Below are 20,640 nucleotides of genomic sequence, written 5' to 3' on the forward strand. Positions count from 1 at the left end.
TTCTGCGCGCGGCAGCACCCGAATTATCAGGGATACGTGTAGGGTGGAGACGCACAACCATCGGACTGTGTAGCACAAGGCTTGTTTTAGACGCTTCATCTCGTCCGCTACCGATGGTCGATTCCTCCTCCTGACAAAGCTTTTGCTGAAAGGGTGTCTTTTTGTCACCACAGCAAGCAGGAAACGTCGTCGCGACTCCGGCCCCGTTGGCCGGTAATCTCGCTAGACACTGGAGTGTCCAACCACTCCTGACGTGCCCTGACACCGACCGTGAGAAGTCGTGTGTGCCGAACGCCGTTTCCGGCAGCCCGGAAACCGACGGTACTACATGAAAAGAATGCTGATTAACGCAACTCAACCCGAAGAGTTGCGCGTTGCACTGGTAGACGGCCAGCGCTTATATGACCTGGACATCGAGTCCGGTGCCCGCGAGCAGAAAAAGGCCAATATCTATAAAGGCCGGATCACTCGCATCGAACCCAGCCTTGAGGCTGCCTTTGTCGATTTCGGCTCTGAGCGCCACGGCTTCCTGCCTCTCAAAGAAATCTCCCGCGAGTACTTCAAGAAAGCCCCTGAAGGTCGCGTCAACATCAAGGACGTCCTGAGCGAAGGCCAGGAAGTCATCGTTCAGGTCGAGAAGGAAGAGCGCGGCAACAAAGGCGCGGCCCTGACCACATTCATCAGCCTGGCCGGTCGTTATCTGGTCCTGATGCCAAACAACCCGCGTGCCGGTGGTATCTCCCGCCGCATCGAAGGCGAAGAGCGCAACGAACTGCGCGAAGCGCTGAACGGCCTGATCGCTCCAGCTGACATGGGCCTGATCGTTCGCACTGCCGGCCTGGGCCGCAGCAGCGAAGAAATGCAGTGGGACCTCGACTACCTGCTGCAACTCTGGACCGCCATCAAAGAAGCTTCGCTGGATCGCGCTGCTCCATTCCTGATCTATCAGGAAAGCAACGTCATCATCCGCGCCATCCGCGACTACCTGCGCCAGGACATCGGCGAAGTGCTGATCGACAGCATCGAAGCCCAGGAAGAAGCACTGACCTTTATCCGTCAGGTGATGCCGCAATACGCCAGCAAGATCAAGCTGTACGAAGACAGCGTTCCGCTGTTCAACCGTTTCCAGATCGAAAGCCAGATCGAGACCGCCTTCCAGCGCGTCGTTGAACTGCCTTCCGGCGGCTCCATCGTTATCGATCCAACCGAAGCCCTGGTGTCCATCGACATCAACTCGGCTCGCGCCACCAAAGGCAGCGACATCGAAGAAACGGCTCTGCAGACCAACCTTGAAGCGGCTGAAGAAATCGCCCGTCAATTGCGGCTGCGTGACATCGGCGGCCTGATCGTTATCGACTTCATCGACATGACCCCGGCCAAGAACCAGCGCGCCGTGGAAGAAAAAGTCCGCGAAAGCCTGGAGGCCGACCGTGCCCGCGTTCAGGTCGGTCGCATCTCGCGCTTCGGTCTGCTGGAAATGTCCCGTCAGCGCCTGCGTCCATCTCTGGGCGAAAGCAGCGGTATCGTCTGCCCGCGTTGCAACGGCACCGGCATCATCCGTGACGTTGAATCGCTGTCGCTGGCCATCCTGCGCCTGATCGAAGAAGAAGCCCTGAAAGACCGCACTGCCGAAGTACGCGCCCAGGTGCCGATTCCGGTTGCGGCTTTCCTGCTCAACGAAAAACGCAACTCGATCACCAAGATCGAACTGCGCACCCGCGCCCGCATCATCATCCTGCCGAACGATCACCTCGAAACGCCGCACTTCGAAGTTCAGCGCCTGCGTGATGACAGCCCGGAAGCTCACACTCTGCAGTCCAGCTACGAAATCGCTGCCGCTGCCGCCGAAATTGAAGAAGTTCAGCCAGCCGCTGCAACCCGCACTCTGGTTCGCCAGGAAGCCGCCGTTAAAACCGCTCCGCCGCGTGCCAACGCTCCGGTTCCGGTTGAAGCCGCTCCTGCCGCGCCAACTCCGGTTGCGCACGAACCAAGCCTGTTCAAGGGTCTGGTCAAATCCCTGGTGAGCCTGTTCGCCACCAAGGAAGAGCCAGCCGCTCCGGTTGTCGTTGAAAAACCAGTTGCCGAACGTCCTGCCCGCAACGAAGAGCGCCGCAACGGTCGTCAACAGAGCCGTGGCCGCAACAACCGTCGCGATGAAGAGCGCAAGCCACGTGAAGAACGTGCCGAACGTGCTCCACGCGAAGAGCGTGCACCGCGTGAGGAACGCGCGCCTCGTGAAGAGCGCGCACCGCGCGCTCCACGCGAAGCCGTTGTTGAAGAAAACAGTGCAGCGCCACGTGAAGAGCGTCCGGCCCGTGCTCCACGTGAAGAGCGTGCGCCTCGTACACCACGCGCAGGTCGTGAAGACCGCAAGCCTCGTGAAGAACGCGTTCGTGAACTGCGCGAGCCGCTGGATGCCGCTCCGGCAGCCGATGCAGCGCCGCGTGAAGAGCGTCCTGAGCGTGCACCACGTGAAGAACGTCAACCACGCGCCCCTCGTGAAGAACGCCAGCCTCGCGCCGAGCAGGCCGTTGCCGAGGTTAGCGAAGACGAAGTGCTGAACAACGAAGAACTGGCAACCGAAGACCATCAGGACGGTGCAGAAGGCGATCGCCCTCGCCGCCGCTCCCGTGGTCAGCGTCGTCGCAGCAACCGTCGTGAGCGTCAGCGTGACGCAAACGGCAATGTGATCGAAGGTTCGGAAGGCAGCGAGGAAGAAGGCAGCGAATCCGGTAACACTGAATCCGCCAACACTGAAGTGGCAGCCGGTCTGGCTATCACCGCAGCAACCGCAGCCGTTGCCAGCAGCGTCATCAGCGCACCTGCAGAAGCCGAAGCTCACCGTCAGGCCGAGCGAGCGACTGCAACCGTTGACTCAGCTGACTCCTCGTTCGTACCGGAAGCCGTGATCGAAACCCCTTCGATCCAGACTCCAGCGTTCGAAGCGCCAGCCGTTGAAACACCGGCTGTAGAAGCACCGGTTGCTGACAAGGCGCCGAAAGCTGAAACCGCTCCGGACGTAGAAGTGCAGCAGGTTGTTGAAATGGCTCCGCAAGTGATTGCAGAGGCACCTGCCCTGGCAGCGCAGACCGAGATGTTCGAAGCGCCACACGCTGAACGTGTTGTACCGTTCACGCCAACGCCAGAGCCGTCCACACCATCACCACAGGTTGAAGAGGTCGCTCCAGTCCGCGAAGAGGCTCCGGCCGCTGAATCGGCTGAACTGCCTACTCCTGCGCCAGTCGTGGCTGAAGAGCCTGCGCCTTACGCTGCTCCGGAAGTTGTTGCAACACCGCCTACCGCGGAAGCAGCAGTGGCTGTCGCCCCTGAAGCCCCTGCACTGCCGGTGAGCAGCAACGGCCGCGCGCCAAACGACCCACGTGAAGTGCGTCGCCGCAAGCGTGAAGAAGAGCGTCTGAAGAAGGAAGCCGAAGAAGCCGCAGCCAACACCGCTGCTGCTCCTGTAGCTGCTGAAGTCGAAGCGGTTCAACCAGCAGTCGAGTCAGTTGAAGCTGCTCCGGTGGCTGATGAGAATCAGCATTCGGTGGATCACGCAGTCACGCAGCACCACGAAGCCAAGGAAGAAAGCACCGAGCCTAAACCCCTCGCTTGATCCTTGACTGAATAAAAAGCCCCACCTGTGAAAGCAGGTGGGGCTTTTTTGTGGACGAGTGATCCGTAGGAGCTGCCGAAGGCTGCGATGGCGGTGTATCAGGAAGGCCGCTTTCGCAGCCTTCGGCAGCTCCTACATAAAATGCAGCGTATCCAAAAGTTGCCCGGACCTGTAGGAGCTCACCGAGGTTACGAGGCCAGCGATGGCGGTGTGTCAGGCTAACCGCTATCGCTGGCCTCGTAACCTCGGTGAGCGCCTACAGGATTGAGATAAACCTATAGAATAAACACCAACCGGTCCGGCACATCCACATCCCACAGCACACCTGGATCATTCACCTCGACCTGCTCAACGCAGCCATCCTTGAACAACCGTCGTGCGCCCTGATCGCCATTCAATGCCATCAGCGCGGGGCCATACTGACGACCAAAACCCACCGGATGACCGGGCTCGCCGTTCAGGACAGGCACAGAAATCCGACCTTCCTTCAGCGAGGCAACGACTTTATGCAGGGTCTGAGGCAGGATAAACGGCATGTCACCCAGAACGATCAACCAGGCACGATGATCGGGCTCGGCAGCCACCGCTGCAGCGATGCTGTCGCCCATACCCGCTGAGGCCAGCATGACCAGCTCGCAGCGGTACCGTTGGGCAAGTGAGATGATTTGTGAGCAATCAGGTCGGGTAATCACCAGAACCTTGTCGACAACCCCTTGCAGGTTGACGAGAGCGTGCTCCAGCACCGGACGCTCGACTCCATCGCGACCGATACAACGAGCCAGCAACTTGCTCTGACCTTGTCCGGCAATGGCTTGAAACCGAGTACCTTCTCCGGCAGCGAGCACGACGGCGCAAACAGTGCTGGTCATGGTTACTCCCTTCCTGGGCATAGGTCACTACACAACATTGACAGTGGTTTTTGTGTACATATCTGTCGTGAAGCAAACGTAGATTCTGTAGGAGCGCACGAGCAACGCGAGGCCGCGATGGCGGTCTACCTGACACACCGCCATCGCGGCCTCGCGTTGCTCGTGTGCTCCTACAAGAATCCTTTTTAATTCAGTTCAATAAAGATTAGGTTCCATTTCCAGCTCGACACCGAAGCGCTTGGCAATGTCGGCTTGAATACGTTTAGCCAGAGCATGCAACTGCACGCCCGTGGCGTGACCGTAGTTGACCAACACCAGCGACTGCAAACGATGCACGCCAGCGTCGCCTTCGCGGTAGCCTTTCCAGCCTGCCTGTTCGATGAGCCAGCCCGCCGCGAGTTTTACCCGTCCGTCGGGTTGTGGATAACCCACCAGCCCGGGGTGCTTGAAGCGGATTTGCTCGGCCAGTTCGGCAGGCACCAGTGGATTCTTGAAGAAACTACCCGCGTTGCCCAATACGGCAGGATCCGGCAGCTTTTCACTGCGAATGGCACAAATTGCTTTACTGACGTCGCGAGGCGTTGGTTGCGCGATACCCTGCTCTTCCAGGCGTTGACGCACAGGACCGTAGTCCAGATGCAACTCCGCACTGAGATTAAGGGTAAAGCGCACGCGCAAAATCACCCAGCGACCCGTTTCATGCTTGAACAGGCTGTCGCGATAACCGAACCCACACTCCTCAAGGGAGAAGTCGCGCAGCTCGCCGGTCTGGCGATCAAGTGCGGTAAGGCTGTGAAACACATCCTTGATCTCGACCCCATAAGCACCGATGTTCTGCATGGGCGCAGCCCCAACCGTACCGGGGATCAGGCTGAGATTTTCCAGCCCCGCGAGCCCCAACTCCAGACACGACTGCACGAAAGGATGCCAGGGTTCGCCTGCTTCAGCCTCGATGACCGCGTGCTTGCAATCTTCCCGGACGATCCGGATTCCACGGCTGGCCATGCGCAGAACCAATGCCTGAACATCACCGGTCAACAGCAAATTGCTGCCGCCGCCAATGACCATCAATGGCAGGTCATGCTCCGCGCTATAGGCCAGGGCCTCGCGCACGTCATCGTCGTTATGGGCTTCGGCAAACAGCTGCGCCGTGACATCAACGCCAAAGGTGTTGAAAGGCTTGAGTGAAACAGCGGACTGCAATTGCAACGTCAAACCTCCAGCAAGCGGCGCACGCGCTCAAGGTCTTCAGGGGTATCAACACCAGCTGGTGGAGCTTCCAGCGCGTCAGCCACGTGGATCCGTATGCCGTGCCAGAGCGCACGCAACTGCTCCAGATTTTCCGTGTCTTCGAGCCAGCATGGGCCCCAACTGACGAAATCATGCAGAAAACCTGCGCGATAAGCGTAAATGCCGATATGCCGACGATACGGCACGCCCGCAGGCAATTGCTCGCGATCCCTGGCCAATGCATCCCGCGCCCAAGGCAACGGCGCTCGGCTGAACGTCAGCGCCAGGCCGTTGATGTCGGACACCACTTTGACAACGTTCGGGTTGAACAGCGCCGCCACGTCATCGATAGGCTCGGCCAGCGTCGACATGCGTGCTTCAGGGTGAGCAGCAAGATTAGCAGCGACCTGATCGATCACCGTAGGCGGAATCATCGGCTCGTCGCCCTGAACGTTGACCACGATAGCGTCGGCTTCCAGACCCAGTTGCGTGGCGACTTCCGCCAGACGATCGGTGCCGGAGTTGTGATCCTCGCGGGTCAGCAGCACTTCAGCGCCGAAGGCCTTACAGGCCTCAACGATGCGCGCATCGTCAGTGGCGACCACAACCCGCGCCGCGCTGCTTTTACGTGCCTGTTCCCAGACATGCTGGATCATCGGCTTGCCCGCGATCTCTTTGAGCGGCTTGCCCGGAAAACGGCTGGACCCGAAGCGTGCCGGGATGACAACAGTAAACACTGCGGTCATTTGTCCAGACGCTCGTCGGTGGTCAGCGTACGCGCTTCACTTTCCAGCATCACTGGAATGCCGTCGCGAACCGGAAAAGCCAGACCTGCGCCCTTGCTGATCAGCTCGGTCTTGTCGGCGCTAAGTTTCAGCGGGCCCTTGCAGACGGGGCAAGCGAGGATGTCGAGTAATTTGGTGTCCATAGGAAATCCTGAGCGAATCATGGCAAAAGACGTAACAACTGCGAATCGAACCAACTGACGAAAGCATCGGATGGCACGGCATCCACAGCCAGGTACCACCAGTCATCCGCCGCAAAGGGCCGGCATTTCACGGCATCCTTCTCGGTCATGACAACGGGCAACGCCGGAGAAAAAGTCAGCGCCTGAGCACTGAAAACAGCATGGTCGGCAAACGCGTGGGTGACCGGTCGCCAGTGTAGCCCTTCAAGGGTATTGAAGAAACGCTGTGGATTACCGATACCTGCGACGGCATGAATTGCATGCCCGGCCGGGAAGAAATCCAGTGCCTGGCGCTCGCCGCTGCGCAGATTGACCAGCGCCGACGGTTGCAACTGAAAGGCATAGCCGTCGTCTCGATCAGCACTGGCTCCGTTGTAGAGCAACGCATCGACACTCTTGAGGCGCTCCACCGGTTCGCGCAGCGGTCCAGCGGGCAGACAACGGCGGTTGCCCAGCCCCCGGGCAGCATCGATCAACACCAGTTCAAGATCCCGCGCCAGCCGATAATGCTGCAAACCGTCATCGGAAAGAATCAGATCCAGCGGCTCACTGTCGAGCAGTGCTTGCACCGCACGACTGCGATCCGGATCGATCATCAACGGTACGCCGCTGCGCTGTACGATCAGCAGAGGTTCGTCCCCCGCCTGAGCGGCGCTTTGCTCTGCGGTCACGCGCCACGGCAGGCTCGGCGGTTTGGCACCGTAACCACGGCTGACCACCCCGACCCGCAAGCCGCGGCGGTGACAATGTTCGATCATCCACAGGATCAGAGGGGTCTTGCCGGTGCCTCCAATAGTAATGTTACCCACGACCACGACCGGCACAGACGCCTTGTAAATCTCGCCCTGCCCCGCCAGAAAACGCTCACGCTTGCCCTGCACGACTCGCCGATAAAGGCTCTCCAGCGGACGCAACAGCGTCAGCGCCGGATGGCCTTTGTACCAGGCGTCGAGCAAACGATCAGAAAAGGCCATCAGTTAGCGGGTGCAGCTTCGACCGTGGTCATGCGCAGGTGGCTGAAACCCAGCTTGCCTGCGGCGTCCATGGCGGTGATCACCGACTGATGCGGGGTTTTACCATCGGCGCTGATCGACAGCGGCAGGCTGGTATCGCCGGCAGACTCACGCTGAAGCGCATCAATCAAGGTCTGCAGGTCGTTCTTCGGCAGCAGTTGATTGTTCACCGAAAAGACCCCATCAGCATTGATGGTGATGTCCAGATGCTTGAGATCTGCGTCGGTTTCCGGAGCGCCGGTCACCGCTTGCGGCAGGTCGACGCGCAATTGGGTTTCGCGAGTGAAGGTAGTGGTCACGATAAAGAACAGCAGCAGGATGAACACCACATCAATCAACGAAACGAGGTTGATATCGATGTTTTCCCTGGCCTTGCGACGACGAAACTTCACTTCTTGCGACCCTCGCCCCGGGCCTGGGACTTGAGGTCAATCTTCGGATCATTCAGGTCGACTTCACGATCGCCCTGCACCACTTCCACCAGTTTGATGGCTTCCTGCTCCATGCCGACGACCAGCTCATCGACCCGGCTTTGCAGGTAACGGTGGAAGAAAATCGCAGGAATCGCGACGATCAGGCCCGACGCCGTGCAGATCAGCGCCTTGGAAATGCCGCCTGCCAGTACCGAGGCATTGGCCGTGTTGCCCGTGGCGTTGAACGAGCCAAAAATGTCGATCATGCCCAGCACCGTACCCAGCAAGCCCAGCAACGGGGCCATGGCGGCGATGGAACCCAGCGCACTGAGGTAACGCTCCAGATCATGAATGACCCGGGCCGCAGCCTCTTCAATGCACTCTTTCATGATTTCCCGGCCATGCCGTGAATTGGCCAGACCTGCGGCAAGGATTTCACCCAGAGGAGAATCGGCGCGCAGTTGCTTGAGTTTTTCCTTGTCGAGTTTTTTGTCCTGAATCCACTGCCAGACTTGCCCTACCAGATGCGGCGGGGTTATGCGGCTAGCACGAAGGGTCCAGAGGCGCTCGATGATAATGCCGACCGCAGCAATGGAACTCAGAATGATCGGCAGCATCATCCAGCCGCCAGATTTGACCAGTTCCCACACAGTGACGACTCCCTCGAAAAATTGGCGCCACTCTAACATAGGGTCGGCGACTCGCCGAAGCCTGCGATCGATATCCTTGCGTCAACCACGCCAGAATCGTCTCTCAGCCCGTTGGGAGCGGGGCTTTTCGAATGTCCCGAGTTGCAGGCTGATGGCTCCCAGGTCGGCGCTGTCCCAAGTGGGAATGCCGAACCATTGATAGCGCGCCATGACCAGCGGATGCGGGTGCCCGAAGGCATTATTGCGACCACGGGAAATCAACACGCCATGCGGGGCGACAGCTCGCAGAAAGCCTTTCGAGGAAGAGGTGCGACTCCCGTGGTGCGGCGCTTGCAGCCAGTCGGCGCGCACATCCCGACCGCTGTCGATCAGGGCTTGCTCGGCCTCGGCGTCAATATCCCCTGTCAGCAACAAACGCTCGCCTTGAGCCTCGACCATCAATACGCACGAGGCCTGATTCCCCTCCCGGGCTTTACCCCAACGCCAGGTCGAGAACAGTACCCCGTCCCATTCCCAGCGTTCGTCGTGGGCGCACAGTTGCGCTTTCAGCAACGGCGACAGCCTTTCCAGTTCGCCACTCAGCACCCGCTTGACCGGCAAGCCCTGATGGACCGCCTGCGCACCACCGGCATGATCGGCGTCGGCATGGCTGATCAATATCAGATCAAGTTCACGCACGCCGGTCTTGCGGATGGCGGGCAATACGACCCTCTGACCTATATCAAACTCTCCAAAGCGCGGTCCGGCGTCGTAAAGCAGCGCGTGATGCCGGGTGCGCAAGAGAATCGCCAACCCCTGCCCTACGTCCAGTTGCAGAACTTCGACCTGCCCGTGAGGCACGCTTTTCAGGGGCGGGAACACGCAAAGCAGCAACAGCGGCCACCCCAGTCCACGAAACGGCACGCCGCTGGGCAACAGCAACATCACGCCACCCAATCCACTCAGCACCCAGGCCCAGAACGGAATGACGCTCGGCATCCAGGCGGGCAGCCACTCGGCGACCCACCCGAGAAATCTGAATAACCACTCCAACCCGCCACCCGCCAGCCATAGCAGCCCTTCACCCAGATAAGGAACAGGCAGCAGCAAGGTTCCGAGCAGCGCAGGTGGCAGGATCAGAAAACTCACCCACGGTACTGCAACAAGATTGGCTAAAGGACCCGTCAGACTGATGGGCAGGTTCAATGCCAGCAACACCGGCAACAAACCAACGGCAATCAACCACTGTGCCCGGGTCCAGCTTTGCAGCCAGCTCCACGCCCCCAGCCGCCCACCAAATATCAGCATCAGGATTGCAACAGCGATAAAGGACAGCCAGAAACCCGGCTGCAAACTGGCCAACGGTTCAAACACCAGCACGGCATTCAGCGACAGCAGCAGCGGCAAGACAGCCCCGAGGTGCCGAAAGCGCAGCCGCCAGAGCAAGACCATGCCGACCATAACGCATGCCCGGCGCACCGGCACTTCAAAGCCTGCGAGCAAGCCATACCCGAGCGCGGCACTGAATGCCAGTCCGCATGCCCATGGCAACCAAGGCAGCGCGCGCGGCCACAACCCCCAACGTGCCAGGCCAGCGATCAGCGCGTACATCACACCCGCCAGCAAGCCCACGTGCTGCCCGGAAATAACCAGCAGATGCACGGTGCCAGTGTCTTGCAGGATCTGCCAGTCGACCGCGCTGAGTCCCGAGCCATCACCCAGAACAAGTGCGGCCAGACCGCCTTCTCGACCTTGCGCATCAACCGCCAGCAGACGCTGGCGTATCACATCCCGCCAGCCTGAACCGGCGGACGCCAGCTTCTGTCCATCGGCGACTGTGCCTGTAGCACCGATACGCTGGGCCAACAGCCAGGCTTCGTAGTCGAAGGCATGTGGATTGGCCAATCCGCCCGGCCGCTTGAGCTTGACCGCCAGACGCCAGCGCTCGCCGCTGCGTATCTCCGGGCCGCCATACCAGGCCACCCGCATGCGCTCCGGCAAACCAAAGCGTCGAGATTGCAGATCTTCCAGCTCAAAGCGCGCTACGCCTTCAGCGACTGCCGGCAAACCGACGACCTTGCCTTGTAACCACACTGTCTGGCCATCCAGCCGGTGTGAAAGACGATCATCCAGTGCCCATTGAGCCGAAACGCAGGCCCAGGTGAATCCAAATAGAAAGAAAGCCACGGGGTATGTACGAAATGGCAACAGCATCAAGGCCAGCAGCGGCATGCACAGCAACAGCCACCCCGGCGGCAATGCCGGTAAAAAGCGTAATGCCAGTAAACCCAAGGCCAGCGCGAACATCCCTGTGCGCATAAGCAGCTCATCCCGATAACGTCGAAGGTCCCCCTACGGCTTAGCTCATTGAGGTGAAGATGTCGGGATCAAGTGTCACAAGGTTTTGGGCGGGGTATGTCGGGACGAAAAAAAACGCCCGTCTTTCGAGGGGCGTTTCTTTAGCTACTGACGCGCTGCTAATTGCTTATGCGTTATTGGGGCTTGCGACGACCGAAGCCCGGGCGCTGACCCGAACCCGATGCCGGGCCACGGCGCTTGCCGGACGGCGCGTCATCGACCAGGGTGATGCCTGGACGTTTCGGCGACGGCTTGGCCGGACGCTTGTTCATGTCGCTTGGACGCTCAGCCACTGGCGTGCCACGGCTGTTGTCATTGCGGGTGTCGCTGCGACCGTTGGCTGGACGCGGCGTGCGCGGCGACGACTTGTTAGGGTCGTTGCGCTGACCACGGCCGGAATCCGTACGCGGTGCAGCTGGACGCTGGGCGCGATCGCGATCACTGCCGGTCACTTGCGGCTGACGTGGAGCACGATCGCCAGTCGGAGCACCGTCCTTCGCCGGGCGCAGAGTGCGCACGCGCTCGCTTTTGCCCAATGGACGAGACGACTGACGCTGCAAGCGCTCCATCTTGTCCTTGGTCTTGGCGTTCATCTGCGGCTGAGCCACGGGGGTCAGGCCCACTTCAGCGCTGAGGATGTCCACTTCGTACTGGCTCATTTCGCGCCAGCGACCCATCGGCAGGTCGGAATTGAGGAACACCGGTCCGTAACGCACGCGCTTCAGACGGCTGACCACCAGCCCTTGGGATTCCCAGAGACGACGCACTTCACGGTTACGGCCTTCCATCACCACGCAGTGATACCAGTGGTTGAAGCCTTCACCGCCCGGCGCTTGCTGGATGTCGGTGAAGCGAGCCGGACCGTCTTCAAGAACAACGCCAGCTTTGAGCCGCGCGATCATGTCATCGTCCACTTCGCCACGCACACGCACAGCGTATTCGCGGTCCATTTCGAAGGACGGGTGCATCAAGCGGTTGGCCAGCTCACCATCGGTGGTGAACATCAGCAAACCGGTGGTGTTGATGTCCAGACGACCGATGTTGACCCAACGGCCTTCTTTTGGACGCGGCAGGCGATCGAACACCGTCGGGCGACCTTCAGGGTCGTCACGGGTACAGATTTCACCATCCGGTTTGTTGTACATGATCACGCGGCGCACCGTTTCGGCGGCCTCTTCGCGTTTGATGACGCGGCCGTCAACGGTGATCGCATCGTGCAGATCTACGCGTTGACCAAGGGTCGCGTCCTTGCCATTGACCTTGATTCGGCCCTGGCTGATCCAGGCTTCAACGTCGCGACGCGAGCCTACGCCAATACGTGCCAGAACCTTCTGCAGCTTTTCGCCTGCGGGTCCGATTTCCTGGCTGTCCTGCTTGTCTTGTTCACTCATCTGGGCACCTCCCGGTGTGTCGATTCAGGGGGCGCCGAGGACCGGCGCAACCTGGTGCCTGGGCTGTGGATAGCCACGAGGCGTAATACTGAAAAACTTCTGGCGCTAAACTCATCACGAGCAGAATCGCCAAAAGGTCGCGAATGATACGCTCACACAAGGTTTTGCGCATTAGACGCTAGACGAAAATTTGCGCCTTACTTCTTTTTCCGCCGACCGGCACTTTTAAAACCCTTCATGCGCACGGCAGCTTCTTTGAGCACGTCACGACGCTCGTCCTTGTCCATTTTCTTCCAGGCCTTGATTTCCTTCTTGCTACGGCCACAGCCGATGCAGATATCGGCGTCGAATTTACAGAGGCTGATGCAGGGGTTCTTGGTGTCGCTCATCAGAGGTACGCCGCATAAGTACTGCACGATATGTTGTGGGAGCGGTGCTTGCCCGCGATAAGAGCACTGCGGTCCGACAACAGAATCGCAGAGCCCCTATCGCGGGCAAGCACCGCTCCCACAAGGGCACTGCGCCTACAAGTGGTCTGCGTCGTCTTTGGCTTTTTCATCAGGCTCATCCGGCAGCAAATCATCAAAGTCGATCTTCAGACCCTGCTCCATCGAGTCGAGTTCGACCAATAAGCTGCGGAAGCTGGTTTCGTCCCTCGGCGGCTCGGGTTCGACGTCAGGATCGGCGCTGGCGTCAGCGAGGGCTTGCAGGTGCGCAGGCACTGGGGCGTCTTCGAAGTCCAGAACCGGATCAGGTTCCAGCTCACGCAGATCAGCCAGCGGCGGCAGGTCATCAAGATTCTTCAGGTTGAAGTGATCGAGAAACGCCTTGGTGGTGGCAAACATCGCAGGCTTGCCCGGTACTTCCCGATACCCCACCACCCTGATCCACTCGCGCTCCAGCAGGGTCTTCACGATATGGCTGTTGACCGCCACCCCGCGCACGTCCTCGATTTCGCCCCGAGTGATCGGCTGGCGGTAGGCAATCAGCGCCATGGTCTCCAGCATGGCCCTGGAATAGCGCTGCGGACGCTCTTCCCAGAGACGACCGACCCAAGGGGAAAACTTTTCGCGAATCTGCAGGCGATAACCAGACGCCACTTCCTTGAGTTCAAAGGCCCTGCCCTCGCAGGATTTGCCCAGCAATTGCAGCGCTTTCTTGAACACCGGCGGCTCAGGACGCTCACCTTCTTCGAACAACTCGTAGAGACGTTCCAGCGATTGCGGTTTACCCGAGGCCAACAGGAAAGCTTCGAGCAGCGGAGCCAGCTCGCGGGGTTCGTTGAGGTTCATTGATCAGTTCCTGTCAAACAACACATAGCGGCCGGGTTCATGGGGTTTCAGTTCACTGACGTGGGACCGGGTTTAGCCGGGAAGGCTATTTTGCAGACACCACATATGTGTCGGATGTACCGCCCCCTTCCCGGCTGAAGCCGGTCCCACGACGTGATCCCACGGTAAATCCCGCAGCCTAAATCAGGGATGAAGGGTGATATTTTATTCGGCTCGCGCCCGTACATGGATGACTGCAAACGGTTCGTTCTGTACCAACTCCACCAGCGACTCCTTGACCAACTCGAGGACGGCCATGAATGTCACCACCACACCCAGGCGCCCTTCCTCGGCGGTGAACAGCTCGGCAAACGGCACAAAGCCGCCGCCTTTGAGTCGTTCCAGCACATCACTCATACGCTCGCGGGTGGACAGGGCCTCGCGGCTGACCTGGTGGCTTTCAAACATGTCGCCACGGCGCAGCACTTCCGCCATGGACATCAATAACTCTTCGAGGCTGACTTCAGGCAACAGCTTGCGAGCCCGCGCTTCAGGTGCATCAAGCCTGGGCACGACGACGTCACGACCGACACGCGTCAACTGGTCGATACCTTCGGCGGCCACCTTGAAGCGCTCGTATTCCTGCAGACGACGGATCAGCTCGGCACGGGGGTCGTCTTCCTCCTGCTCGGCCTCGGCCGAACGTGGCAGCAGCATGCGCGACTTGATCTCGGCCAGCATGGCGGCCATCACCAGATATTCGGCAGCCAGTTCCAGGCGCACCGTCTTCATCAGCTCGACGTAACCCATGTACTGCTTGGTGATTTCGGCCACCGGGATATCAAGAATGTCGATGTTCTGCTTGCGGATCAGGTACAGCAGCAAGTCCAGCGGCCCTTCGAACGCCTCAAGAAAGACTTCCAGCGCATCCGGCGGGATGTACAGGTCCATCGGCATCTGTGTGACCGCCTGGCCATAGACCATGGCGAAAGGCAGTTCCTGCTGAGCGTCGGCCTGAGTGTCGACGGCTTCTACCGTAGTCATTAAGCCTCTACACCAAAAGGTGAAGGATCGCCGCAGCCGACCCGGACCACCTCAGGCTCGTCGCCGGTCAGGTTAATCACTGTCGACGCAGAAATACCGCCCATACCGCCATCGATAATCAGATCGACCTGACGCTCAAGGGTCTGGCGCATTTCATAGGGATCGCTCATTGGCACGCTCTCCCCCGGCAGGATCAGGCTGACGCTCATCAGCGGCTCGCCCAGCTCTTCCAGCAACGCCTGAGCGATGGGGTGCTTCGGTACCCGCAGGCCGATGGTTCGGCGCTTGGGGTGCAGAATCAGCCGCGGCACTTCGCGAGTGGCATTGAGAATGAAGGTGTATGGCCCCGGCGTATGGGCCTTGAGCGCCCGAAAGGCACCGGTATCGACTTTCGCGAACAGCCCCAGTTGGGACAGATCACAGCACATCAACGTGAAGTTGTGCTTGTCGTCCAGTTGCCGCAGACGGCGAATGCGCTCAATGGCGCTTTTATCGCCAAGCTGGCAGCCCAATGCGTATGACGAATCTGTGGGATAGATCACCAAACCGCCCGCTTTGATAATTTCCACGGCCTGTTTGATCAGGCGCGCTTGCGGGTTCTCCGGGTGGACCTGGAAAAATTGACTCACGGTATCTTCCTGTTCAGAAGGCAGCAGTAGACTGATCATGTTTGAACCGAGACCAAAGGGGTGGCAGGTCTTCGGGCACCGGACGATACATGCCTATCTCGGACCAGCCACCAGGAGCATGGAAATCACTGCCGGCGGAGACCAGCAGGCCAAATTCACGCGCCAGAATGGCCAGGGTTCCAACCTGCTCGGCAGGTTGCAGGCCATTGACTACTTCAATCGCATGGCCGCCTGCTTCAATGAAGGCGGCGACCAGCTTACGGCGTTTGCTACGGGTGAAATCATAATGCACGGGGTGAGCAAGACTGACCCAGGCCCCGGATTCCCGCAATGTGCCGACGGTTTCTTCAAGCGTGGGCCAATGTTGTTTCACATCACCCAGCTTGCCCGCCCCCAGCCATTTACGAAAAGCCTCGGCGCGATCCTTGACGAACCCGGCACGCACCATGAAGTCCGCGAAGTGCGGACGAGCCGGTGCATTACCGCTGTCACCGAGTTCTTGCTGGATGGCCCGGGCACCTTCCAGCGCTCCGGGCATACCTTTGATCGCTAATTTGCGACTGATTTCTTCAGCCCGCAACCAGCGGCCGTCATGCAAACGAGCAATAGCCGCCACCAGAGCCGGTGCATCCATGGCAAAGCCATAGCCAAGAACATGGATGGTCGCACCGCCCCAGGTACAGGAAAGCTCGACCCCGTTTACCAGTTGCATGCCCAGTGAAAGCGCCGCAGTACGGGCTTCTTCAAGACCTTCGAGGGTGTCGTGATCCGTCAGGGAAAGGACGCGCACGCCGTTTTCATAAGCACGGGCGACCAGAGCCGTAGGCGCAAGGGCGCCATCGGAGGCGGTGCTGTGGCAGTGCAGGTCAACATTCATAGGTAGCGCTTTCGCTGTCATTGATGTTTGTTATTATGCCGCCACATCCTGCTTCTGGCTGCCATTGTGAAACAATTCATCGACTTCATCCCGCTGCTGCTGTTTTTCATCGTCTACAAAATAGAGCCTCGTGCTGTGGAAATCCTCGGCAACAGCTACACGCTGGGCGGTATTTTCAGTGCGACCGCCATGCTGATCATCAGTTCGGTGGTGGTTTACGGCATTCTGTTTTTCAAACAGGGCAAGCTGGAAAAAAGCCAGTGGCTGACACTGGTCGCCTGCCTGGTGTTCGGTAGCCTGACTCTGGCCTTCCACAGCGAGACCTTTCTCAAATGGAAAGCTCCGGTGGTGAACTGGCTGTTTGCGCTGGCGTTTGCCGGCAGTCACTTCATTGGCGACCGCCCGCTGATCCAGCGAATCATGGGTCATGCGCTGAGTCTGCCGAAGGCAATCTGGACCAGACTGAACATTGCCTGGATCATCTTCTTCCTGTTCTGCGGTGCGGCCAACCTTTATGTGGCGTTCACCTATCAGGAATTCTGGGTGGACTTCAAGGTATTCGGCAGCCTGGGCATGACCCTGGTGTTCCTGATCGCTCAGGGCCTGTACCTTGCCAGGCACATGCAAGACCCTGCTTCCACACCGCCACCGACAAAAACCGAGGACTGACATGCTCTACGCAATCATTGCCACAGACGTCGAAAACTCCCTGGAAAAACGCCTGAGCGTACGTCCTGCCCATCTGGATCGCCTCAATGCGCTCAAAGATGAAGGCCGTTTGATCCTGGCCGGACCCAACCCGGCGGTAGACAGCAACGACCCTGGCGCAGCAGGCTTTTCCGGCAGCCTGATCGTTGCCGAGTTCGAGTCCCTGAGCGCGGCGAAGTCCTGGGCTGAGGCGGATCCGTTTGTCAAGGCCGGCGTCTATGCCAATGTCGTCGTGAAGCCTTTCAAGAAAGTCCTGCCTTAATCCCCGCCTGTACGGTGTAATCGCTGCCCGCCGGGGCGGCGACTGCACATTCTCCGCTCTGACGCTAATCATTCTCAACGCCCTGCCGACAACCTGCTGAATGTTCTATAAAAATACTGCCGTCCAGAAATGCGGCCGTTGGAAACACGGACGCTGAAACAGGAGTTCAGATGCGGGCATGTCTGCTGGTTGCTGTATTGGTAATGGGTGCTACTGCGGCCCAGGCCGAGGAAACAAACGGTTCCGGTAACGCCTATGAGTTGCCGCTGCCGACCACTGCCACTCAGATCAGTGATCTCCAGCATCGCCTCAAGGAAAGCGAGCGCCAGCGCGAAGATCTTCTCAAACAGGTACAGAACGCTGACGCCGCCCGCGACAGCGCCCAGCTCAGTCGTCTGCGTCAAGAGAACCAAAGGCTCAAGTTGCAGCTCAAAGAAGCACAATCGGCTGAACCGCAACGTATCCTGAGCGAACAGCAACAATGGTTCGTCACCGGAGGGGGTGTTGCGCTGATAGCCCTCCTGTGCGGTATCTTTGCCCGCGGTGGACGTAAGCAGCGTCGACAGTGGCTAAATTGAGTGAGACATGAGCGAGCTGTTACTTATTGATGATGATCAGGAGCTGTGTGAGCTTCTGAGTAGCTGGTTGAGCCAGGAAGGTTTTCTGGTTCGTGCCTGCCATGACGGCCAAAGTGCCCGTCGCGCCCTCGCCGAATCCGCGCCAGCTGCGGTGGTTCTGGATGTCATGCTGCCCGACGGCAGCGGCCTGGAATTGCTCAAGCAATTGCGCAGCGACCACCCTGATCTGCCAGTGTTGATGCTCTCGGCCCGCGGCGAGCCGCTGGACCGGATTCTGGGCCTGGAACTGGGTGCCGATGATTACCTGGCCAAACCCTGCGACCCTCGTGAACTGACTGCACGCCTGCGCGCCGTGTTGCGTCGCAGCCATCCTACGGCCGTATCGACCCAACTCGAACTGGGCGACCTGAGCTTCAGCCCGGTGCGCGGCGTGGCGATCATCAATGATCAGGAACTGGTCCTGACCATGTCGGAGAGCCGTTTGCTCGAAGCCCTGCTGCGCCAGCCGGGTGAACCGCTGGACAAGCAGGAACTGGCGCAACTGGCGCTGGGCCGCAAACTGACCCTGTATGACCGCAGCCTGGACATGCACGTCAGCAACCTGCGCAAGAAAATCGGCCCGCACCCTGACGGTCGTCCAAGAATCGTCGCGCTGCGTAGCCGCGGTTATTACTACGCGGTCTGACGACCAGGCTGCAAGCTGCAAGCTGCAAGCTGCAAGAAGAGCATGGAGCACATGAGCTGTACCTCTTGAAGCTTGTAGCTTGAAACTGATAACTGCTCCCCTCCCTCTTTACCCAAGCTTTACAGTAGCCTGACCGCTCTTGACCTTGATCTCCCTAAACTGGCCTCAACCGGCAACGAGCCGGATTCGAGACAAGGAGATACACCATGCGCAAGACTCTGATCGCTTTGATGTTCGCTGCTGCACTGCCTACCGTTGCAATGGCTGCACCTGTCGATGGCCCTGGTTTCGGTCCAGGTCCTGAAGGTCCACGTCCAGGCATGCATCATGACCGCGGCCCCTTCGGCAAGCTGGACCTGAGCCCCGAACAGCGTCAACAGATCGGCAGACTGATGGGCGAGCGAATGCACGACCGCAAGGACATCACTGAGAAGTACCTGGCCAAGCTGTCGCCCGCGGACCAGAAAGCCATGAAAGACGAACTGGACGCCAAGCGCACCAAAACCGATAGCGATATCCGTGCGCTGCTCAAGCCTGACCAGCAGAAGGAATTCGACGAAATGCAGAAAGAGCGCGCAGCAAAAATGGCCGAACGCGCTGAATTCGAAGCATGGAAAGCGCAAAAGGCACAAAAAGCCCAGTAAGCTACTGATCCACCTGAACCCGGCACTCCCCAAGCGTGCCGGGTTTTCCTATTTGAGGGTTTCCCGTGCGTTCATTGTTTTGGCGAATCCTGGCGAGCTTCTGGCTGGCCATTGCCCTGGTTGCAGGGCTGTCGATCCTGCTCGGCCACATGCTTAATCAAGACGCGTGGATCCTCAGCCGTCACCCGCTGCTGAGTCATCTGCCGCAGACATGGACCGAGCAGTATGAAAACCAGGGTGCAGATGCCGCACAGGACTACCTGCAAAGCCTCAAACGCAAAAATCACATGGACGTTCAGGTCCTCAACGACAATGGCGATCCGGTGGTGCGCGGTACCTTCTCACCTCGTGCTGCAGCACTTGAAGCACGTCAGGGCGATGATCCGGGACAGCTTCCGTGGCGTCGCCTGACCAGTGAATACACCAGCGAAAAAACCGGCGAAACCTACCTGTTCATCTATCGTATCCCTCACCCGGAGCTGGATGCGTGGCACCGTGACAGTCTGATGTGGCCGCTGAGTGCGCTGGGTATTTCGCTGGTGGTGCTGACCTTGTTCAGCCTGCTGGTGACCTTGTCCATCACTCGCCCGCTCAGCCGTTTGCGCGGCGCAGTGCATGATCTTGGGCAAACCACTTATCAACAGAACAGCCTCGCGCAACTGGCCAACCGCCGGGATGAATTTGGCGTGCTGGCCAATGACTTCAACCGCATGGGCGCGCGGCTGCAGAGTCTGATCGGCAGTCAGCGTCAGTTGCTGCGCGATGTATCCCATGAACTGCGTTCGCCGCTGGCTCGCTTGCGTATCGCATTGGCGCTGGCAGAACGGGCGGAACCGGCCGAACGGGAAAAGCTCTGGCCACGCCTCAGCCGTGAATGTGATCGTCTGGAAGCGCTGATCAGCGAAATTCTCGCCTTGGCACGGCTCGATGCACAACTGAGCAGCGCCGAATCGGTTGATCTCAAGGCACTGCTGATGAGGCTCAAGAACGACGCGACACTGGATGGCAGCGACCAGCACATCAATGTGCATGTCGAAGACAACCTGCATTTGCATGGCTGGCCGGACATGATCGAACGGGCAACCGATAACCTGTTACGTAATGCGCTGCGCTTCAGTCCGCCAGGAAAGTCAGTCGACGTGCAGGCGAAACGGGTGGGTGATCGCTTGCAGTTGAGTGTCCGCGATCATGGCCCTGGCGTAGCGGCTGAGCATCTGACGCAATTGGGCGAACCGTTCTACCGCGCACCCGGTCAGACCGCACCGGGTCACGGGCTCGGACTGGCAATCGCCCGCCGCGCTGCGCAACGTCATGGCGGGGAATTGATTCTGGGCAATCATCCCGAGGGCGGGTTTCTGGCGATTATTGATTTGCCGGCGGAGGTGGTTAGTTCTTAATTTGTGGCGCCCTTATCGCGGGCAAGCACCGCTCCCACATGAGATAGCGTTTTCCCTGTGGG

At 59.3% G+C, this 20,640-nt stretch carries 21 protein-coding genes; 7 read left to right on the forward strand and 14 right to left on the reverse strand.

The features are described from left to right. The first annotated feature begins 337 nt into the window (after positions 1 to 337). Entirely contained in the window at positions 338 to 3,613 is a 3,276-nt protein-coding gene (gene rne / locus CKW31_RS05580; RefSeq protein WP_218192129.1) for a ribonuclease E, read from the forward strand. A gap of 275 nt (positions 3,614 to 3,888) precedes the next feature. Here rne and CKW31_RS05585 read toward each other — a convergent pair whose 3' ends face one another. From CKW31_RS05585 to CKW31_RS05650, 14 genes are all read right to left on the reverse strand, one after another. Continuing rightward, positions 3,889 to 4,482, reverse strand: a complete 594-nt coding sequence (locus CKW31_RS05585; RefSeq protein ID WP_095093407.1) for an NTP transferase domain-containing protein — start codon at positions 4,480 to 4,482, stop codon at positions 3,889 to 3,891. 195 nt (positions 4,483 to 4,677) lie between these two features. Next, on the reverse strand, positions 4,678 to 5,697 hold the full coding sequence (gene murB, locus CKW31_RS05590) for a UDP-N-acetylmuramate dehydrogenase (protein ID WP_095093408.1): 1,020 nt from the start codon (positions 5,695 to 5,697) through the stop codon (positions 4,678 to 4,680). After that, the gene (kdsB, locus tag CKW31_RS05595; protein ID WP_095093409.1) at positions 5,694 to 6,458 is read right to left on the reverse strand and encodes a 3-deoxy-manno-octulosonate cytidylyltransferase; all 765 of its coding nucleotides are present in this window, start codon (positions 6,456 to 6,458) and stop codon (positions 5,694 to 5,696) included. The genes murB and kdsB overlap by 4 nt, the downstream gene beginning before the upstream one ends. After that, positions 6,455 to 6,640, reverse strand: a complete 186-nt coding sequence (locus tag CKW31_RS05600) for a Trm112 family protein (RefSeq protein WP_095093410.1) — start codon at positions 6,638 to 6,640, stop codon at positions 6,455 to 6,457. The genes kdsB and CKW31_RS05600 overlap by 4 nt, the downstream gene beginning before the upstream one ends. Positions 6,641 to 6,657: 17 nt before the next feature. Beyond that, complete coding sequence (gene lpxK / locus CKW31_RS05605; protein WP_095093411.1) at positions 6,658 to 7,653, reverse strand: tetraacyldisaccharide 4'-kinase; 996 nt, start codon at positions 7,651 to 7,653, stop codon at positions 6,658 to 6,660. Beyond that, entirely contained in the window at positions 7,653 to 8,084 is a 432-nt protein-coding gene (locus CKW31_RS05610; RefSeq protein WP_027898763.1) for a biopolymer transporter ExbD, read from the reverse strand. The genes lpxK and CKW31_RS05610 overlap by 1 nt, the downstream gene beginning before the upstream one ends. Continuing rightward, a complete protein-coding gene (locus CKW31_RS05615) occupies positions 8,081 to 8,755 on the reverse strand; it encodes a MotA/TolQ/ExbB proton channel family protein (RefSeq protein ID WP_027898764.1) in 675 nt (224 codons plus the stop codon). The genes CKW31_RS05610 and CKW31_RS05615 overlap by 4 nt, the downstream gene beginning before the upstream one ends. A gap of 81 nt (positions 8,756 to 8,836) precedes the next feature. After that, positions 8,837 to 11,053: a DNA internalization-related competence protein ComEC/Rec2 gene (locus CKW31_RS05620; protein ID WP_095093412.1), complete on the reverse strand. Its 2,217-nt coding sequence runs from the start codon at positions 11,051 to 11,053 to the stop codon at positions 8,837 to 8,839. A gap of 173 nt (positions 11,054 to 11,226) precedes the next feature. After that, complete coding sequence (gene rluB / locus CKW31_RS05625) at positions 11,227 to 12,483, reverse strand: 23S rRNA pseudouridine(2605) synthase RluB (RefSeq protein ID WP_095093413.1); 1,257 nt, start codon at positions 12,481 to 12,483, stop codon at positions 11,227 to 11,229. A gap of 197 nt (positions 12,484 to 12,680) precedes the next feature. Beyond that, positions 12,681 to 12,872 carry a DUF1289 domain-containing protein gene (locus CKW31_RS05630; protein WP_095093414.1) on the reverse strand — a complete coding sequence of 64 codons (192 nt, stop codon included), beginning with the start codon at positions 12,870 to 12,872 and terminating at the stop codon, positions 12,681 to 12,683. A 135-nt stretch (positions 12,873 to 13,007) separates the two neighbouring features. Continuing rightward, a complete protein-coding gene (gene scpB / locus CKW31_RS05635) occupies positions 13,008 to 13,775 on the reverse strand; it encodes an SMC-Scp complex subunit ScpB (protein WP_095093415.1) in 768 nt (255 codons plus the stop codon). A gap of 204 nt (positions 13,776 to 13,979) precedes the next feature. Then, positions 13,980 to 14,678, reverse strand: coding sequence for a ScpA family protein (locus CKW31_RS05640; protein ID WP_176469803.1), 699 nt, complete (start codon positions 14,676 to 14,678; stop codon positions 13,980 to 13,982). A gap of 119 nt (positions 14,679 to 14,797) precedes the next feature. Next, positions 14,798 to 15,427: an L-threonylcarbamoyladenylate synthase gene (locus CKW31_RS05645; RefSeq protein WP_095093417.1), complete on the reverse strand. Its 630-nt coding sequence runs from the start codon at positions 15,425 to 15,427 to the stop codon at positions 14,798 to 14,800. 13 nt (positions 15,428 to 15,440) lie between these two features. After that, positions 15,441 to 16,304, reverse strand: coding sequence for a PHP domain-containing protein (locus tag CKW31_RS05650; RefSeq protein WP_095093418.1), 864 nt, complete (start codon positions 16,302 to 16,304; stop codon positions 15,441 to 15,443). Between the two features lie 66 nt (positions 16,305 to 16,370). Between CKW31_RS05650 and CKW31_RS05655 the strand changes: the two genes are divergently transcribed. From CKW31_RS05655 to CKW31_RS05680, 6 genes are all read left to right on the forward strand, one after another. Continuing rightward, the gene (locus CKW31_RS05655) at positions 16,371 to 16,973 is read left to right on the forward strand and encodes a septation protein A (RefSeq protein WP_095093419.1); all 603 of its coding nucleotides are present in this window, start codon (positions 16,371 to 16,373) and stop codon (positions 16,971 to 16,973) included. Between the two features lies 1 nt (position 16,974). Beyond that, the gene (locus CKW31_RS05660) at positions 16,975 to 17,274 is read left to right on the forward strand and encodes a YciI family protein (protein WP_095093420.1); all 300 of its coding nucleotides are present in this window, start codon (positions 16,975 to 16,977) and stop codon (positions 17,272 to 17,274) included. Between the two features lie 170 nt (positions 17,275 to 17,444). Beyond that, on the forward strand, positions 17,445 to 17,852 hold the full coding sequence (locus CKW31_RS05665; RefSeq protein WP_095093421.1) for a translation initiation factor 2: 408 nt from the start codon (positions 17,445 to 17,447) through the stop codon (positions 17,850 to 17,852). 7 nt (positions 17,853 to 17,859) lie between these two features. Further along, complete coding sequence (locus tag CKW31_RS05670; RefSeq protein ID WP_095093422.1) at positions 17,860 to 18,537, forward strand: response regulator transcription factor; 678 nt, start codon at positions 17,860 to 17,862, stop codon at positions 18,535 to 18,537. Positions 18,538 to 18,743: 206 nt separating this feature from the next. Beyond that, a complete protein-coding gene (locus CKW31_RS05675; protein ID WP_095093423.1) occupies positions 18,744 to 19,181 on the forward strand; it encodes an LTXXQ domain protein in 438 nt (145 codons plus the stop codon). A 65-nt stretch (positions 19,182 to 19,246) separates the two neighbouring features. Next, positions 19,247 to 20,578, forward strand: a complete 1,332-nt coding sequence (locus tag CKW31_RS05680) for a HAMP domain-containing sensor histidine kinase (RefSeq protein WP_095093424.1) — start codon at positions 19,247 to 19,249, stop codon at positions 20,576 to 20,578. Positions 20,579 to 20,640 lie beyond the last annotated feature (62 nt).

The organism is Pseudomonas sp. Irchel 3A5 (assembly GCF_900187575.1).
Lineage (GTDB): Bacteria > Pseudomonadota > Gammaproteobacteria > Pseudomonadales > Pseudomonadaceae > Aquipseudomonas > Aquipseudomonas folii.

Bases quoted from the DNA above. Each gene is read 5' to 3' on its own strand.
- rne (WP_218192129.1), top strand. From the start codon at position 338: ATGCTGATTAACGCAACTCAACCCGAAGAGTTGCGCGTTGCACTGGTA.
- lpxK (WP_095093411.1), bottom strand. From the start codon at position 7,653: ATGGCCTTTTCTGATCGTTTGCTCGACGCCTGGTACAAAGGCCATCCG.
- CKW31_RS05600 (WP_095093410.1), bottom strand. From the start codon at position 6,640: ATGGACACCAAATTACTCGACATCCTCGCTTGCCCCGTCTGCAAGGGC.
- CKW31_RS05670 (WP_095093422.1), top strand. From the start codon at position 17,860: ATGAGCGAGCTGTTACTTATTGATGATGATCAGGAGCTGTGTGAGCTT.
- CKW31_RS05620 (WP_095093412.1), bottom strand. From the start codon at position 11,053: ATGCGCACAGGGATGTTCGCGCTGGCCTTGGGTTTACTGGCATTACGC.
- CKW31_RS05630 (WP_095093414.1), bottom strand. From the start codon at position 12,872: ATGAGCGACACCAAGAACCCCTGCATCAGCCTCTGTAAATTCGACGCC.
- CKW31_RS05660 (WP_095093420.1), top strand. From the start codon at position 16,975: ATGCTCTACGCAATCATTGCCACAGACGTCGAAAACTCCCTGGAAAAA.
- scpB (WP_095093415.1), bottom strand. From the start codon at position 13,775: ATGAACCTCAACGAACCCCGCGAGCTGGCTCCGCTGCTCGAAGCTTTC.
- kdsB (WP_095093409.1), bottom strand. From the start codon at position 6,458: ATGACCGCAGTGTTTACTGTTGTCATCCCGGCACGCTTCGGGTCCAGC.
- CKW31_RS05675 (WP_095093423.1), top strand. From the start codon at position 18,744: ATGCGCAAGACTCTGATCGCTTTGATGTTCGCTGCTGCACTGCCTACC.
- CKW31_RS05665 (WP_095093421.1), top strand. From the start codon at position 17,445: ATGCGGGCATGTCTGCTGGTTGCTGTATTGGTAATGGGTGCTACTGCG.
- CKW31_RS05585 (WP_095093407.1), bottom strand. From the start codon at position 4,482: ATGACCAGCACTGTTTGCGCCGTCGTGCTCGCTGCCGGAGAAGGTACT.
- CKW31_RS05650 (WP_095093418.1), bottom strand. From the start codon at position 16,304: ATGAATGTTGACCTGCACTGCCACAGCACCGCCTCCGATGGCGCCCTT.
- rluB (WP_095093413.1), bottom strand. From the start codon at position 12,483: ATGAGTGAACAAGACAAGCAGGACAGCCAGGAAATCGGACCCGCAGGC.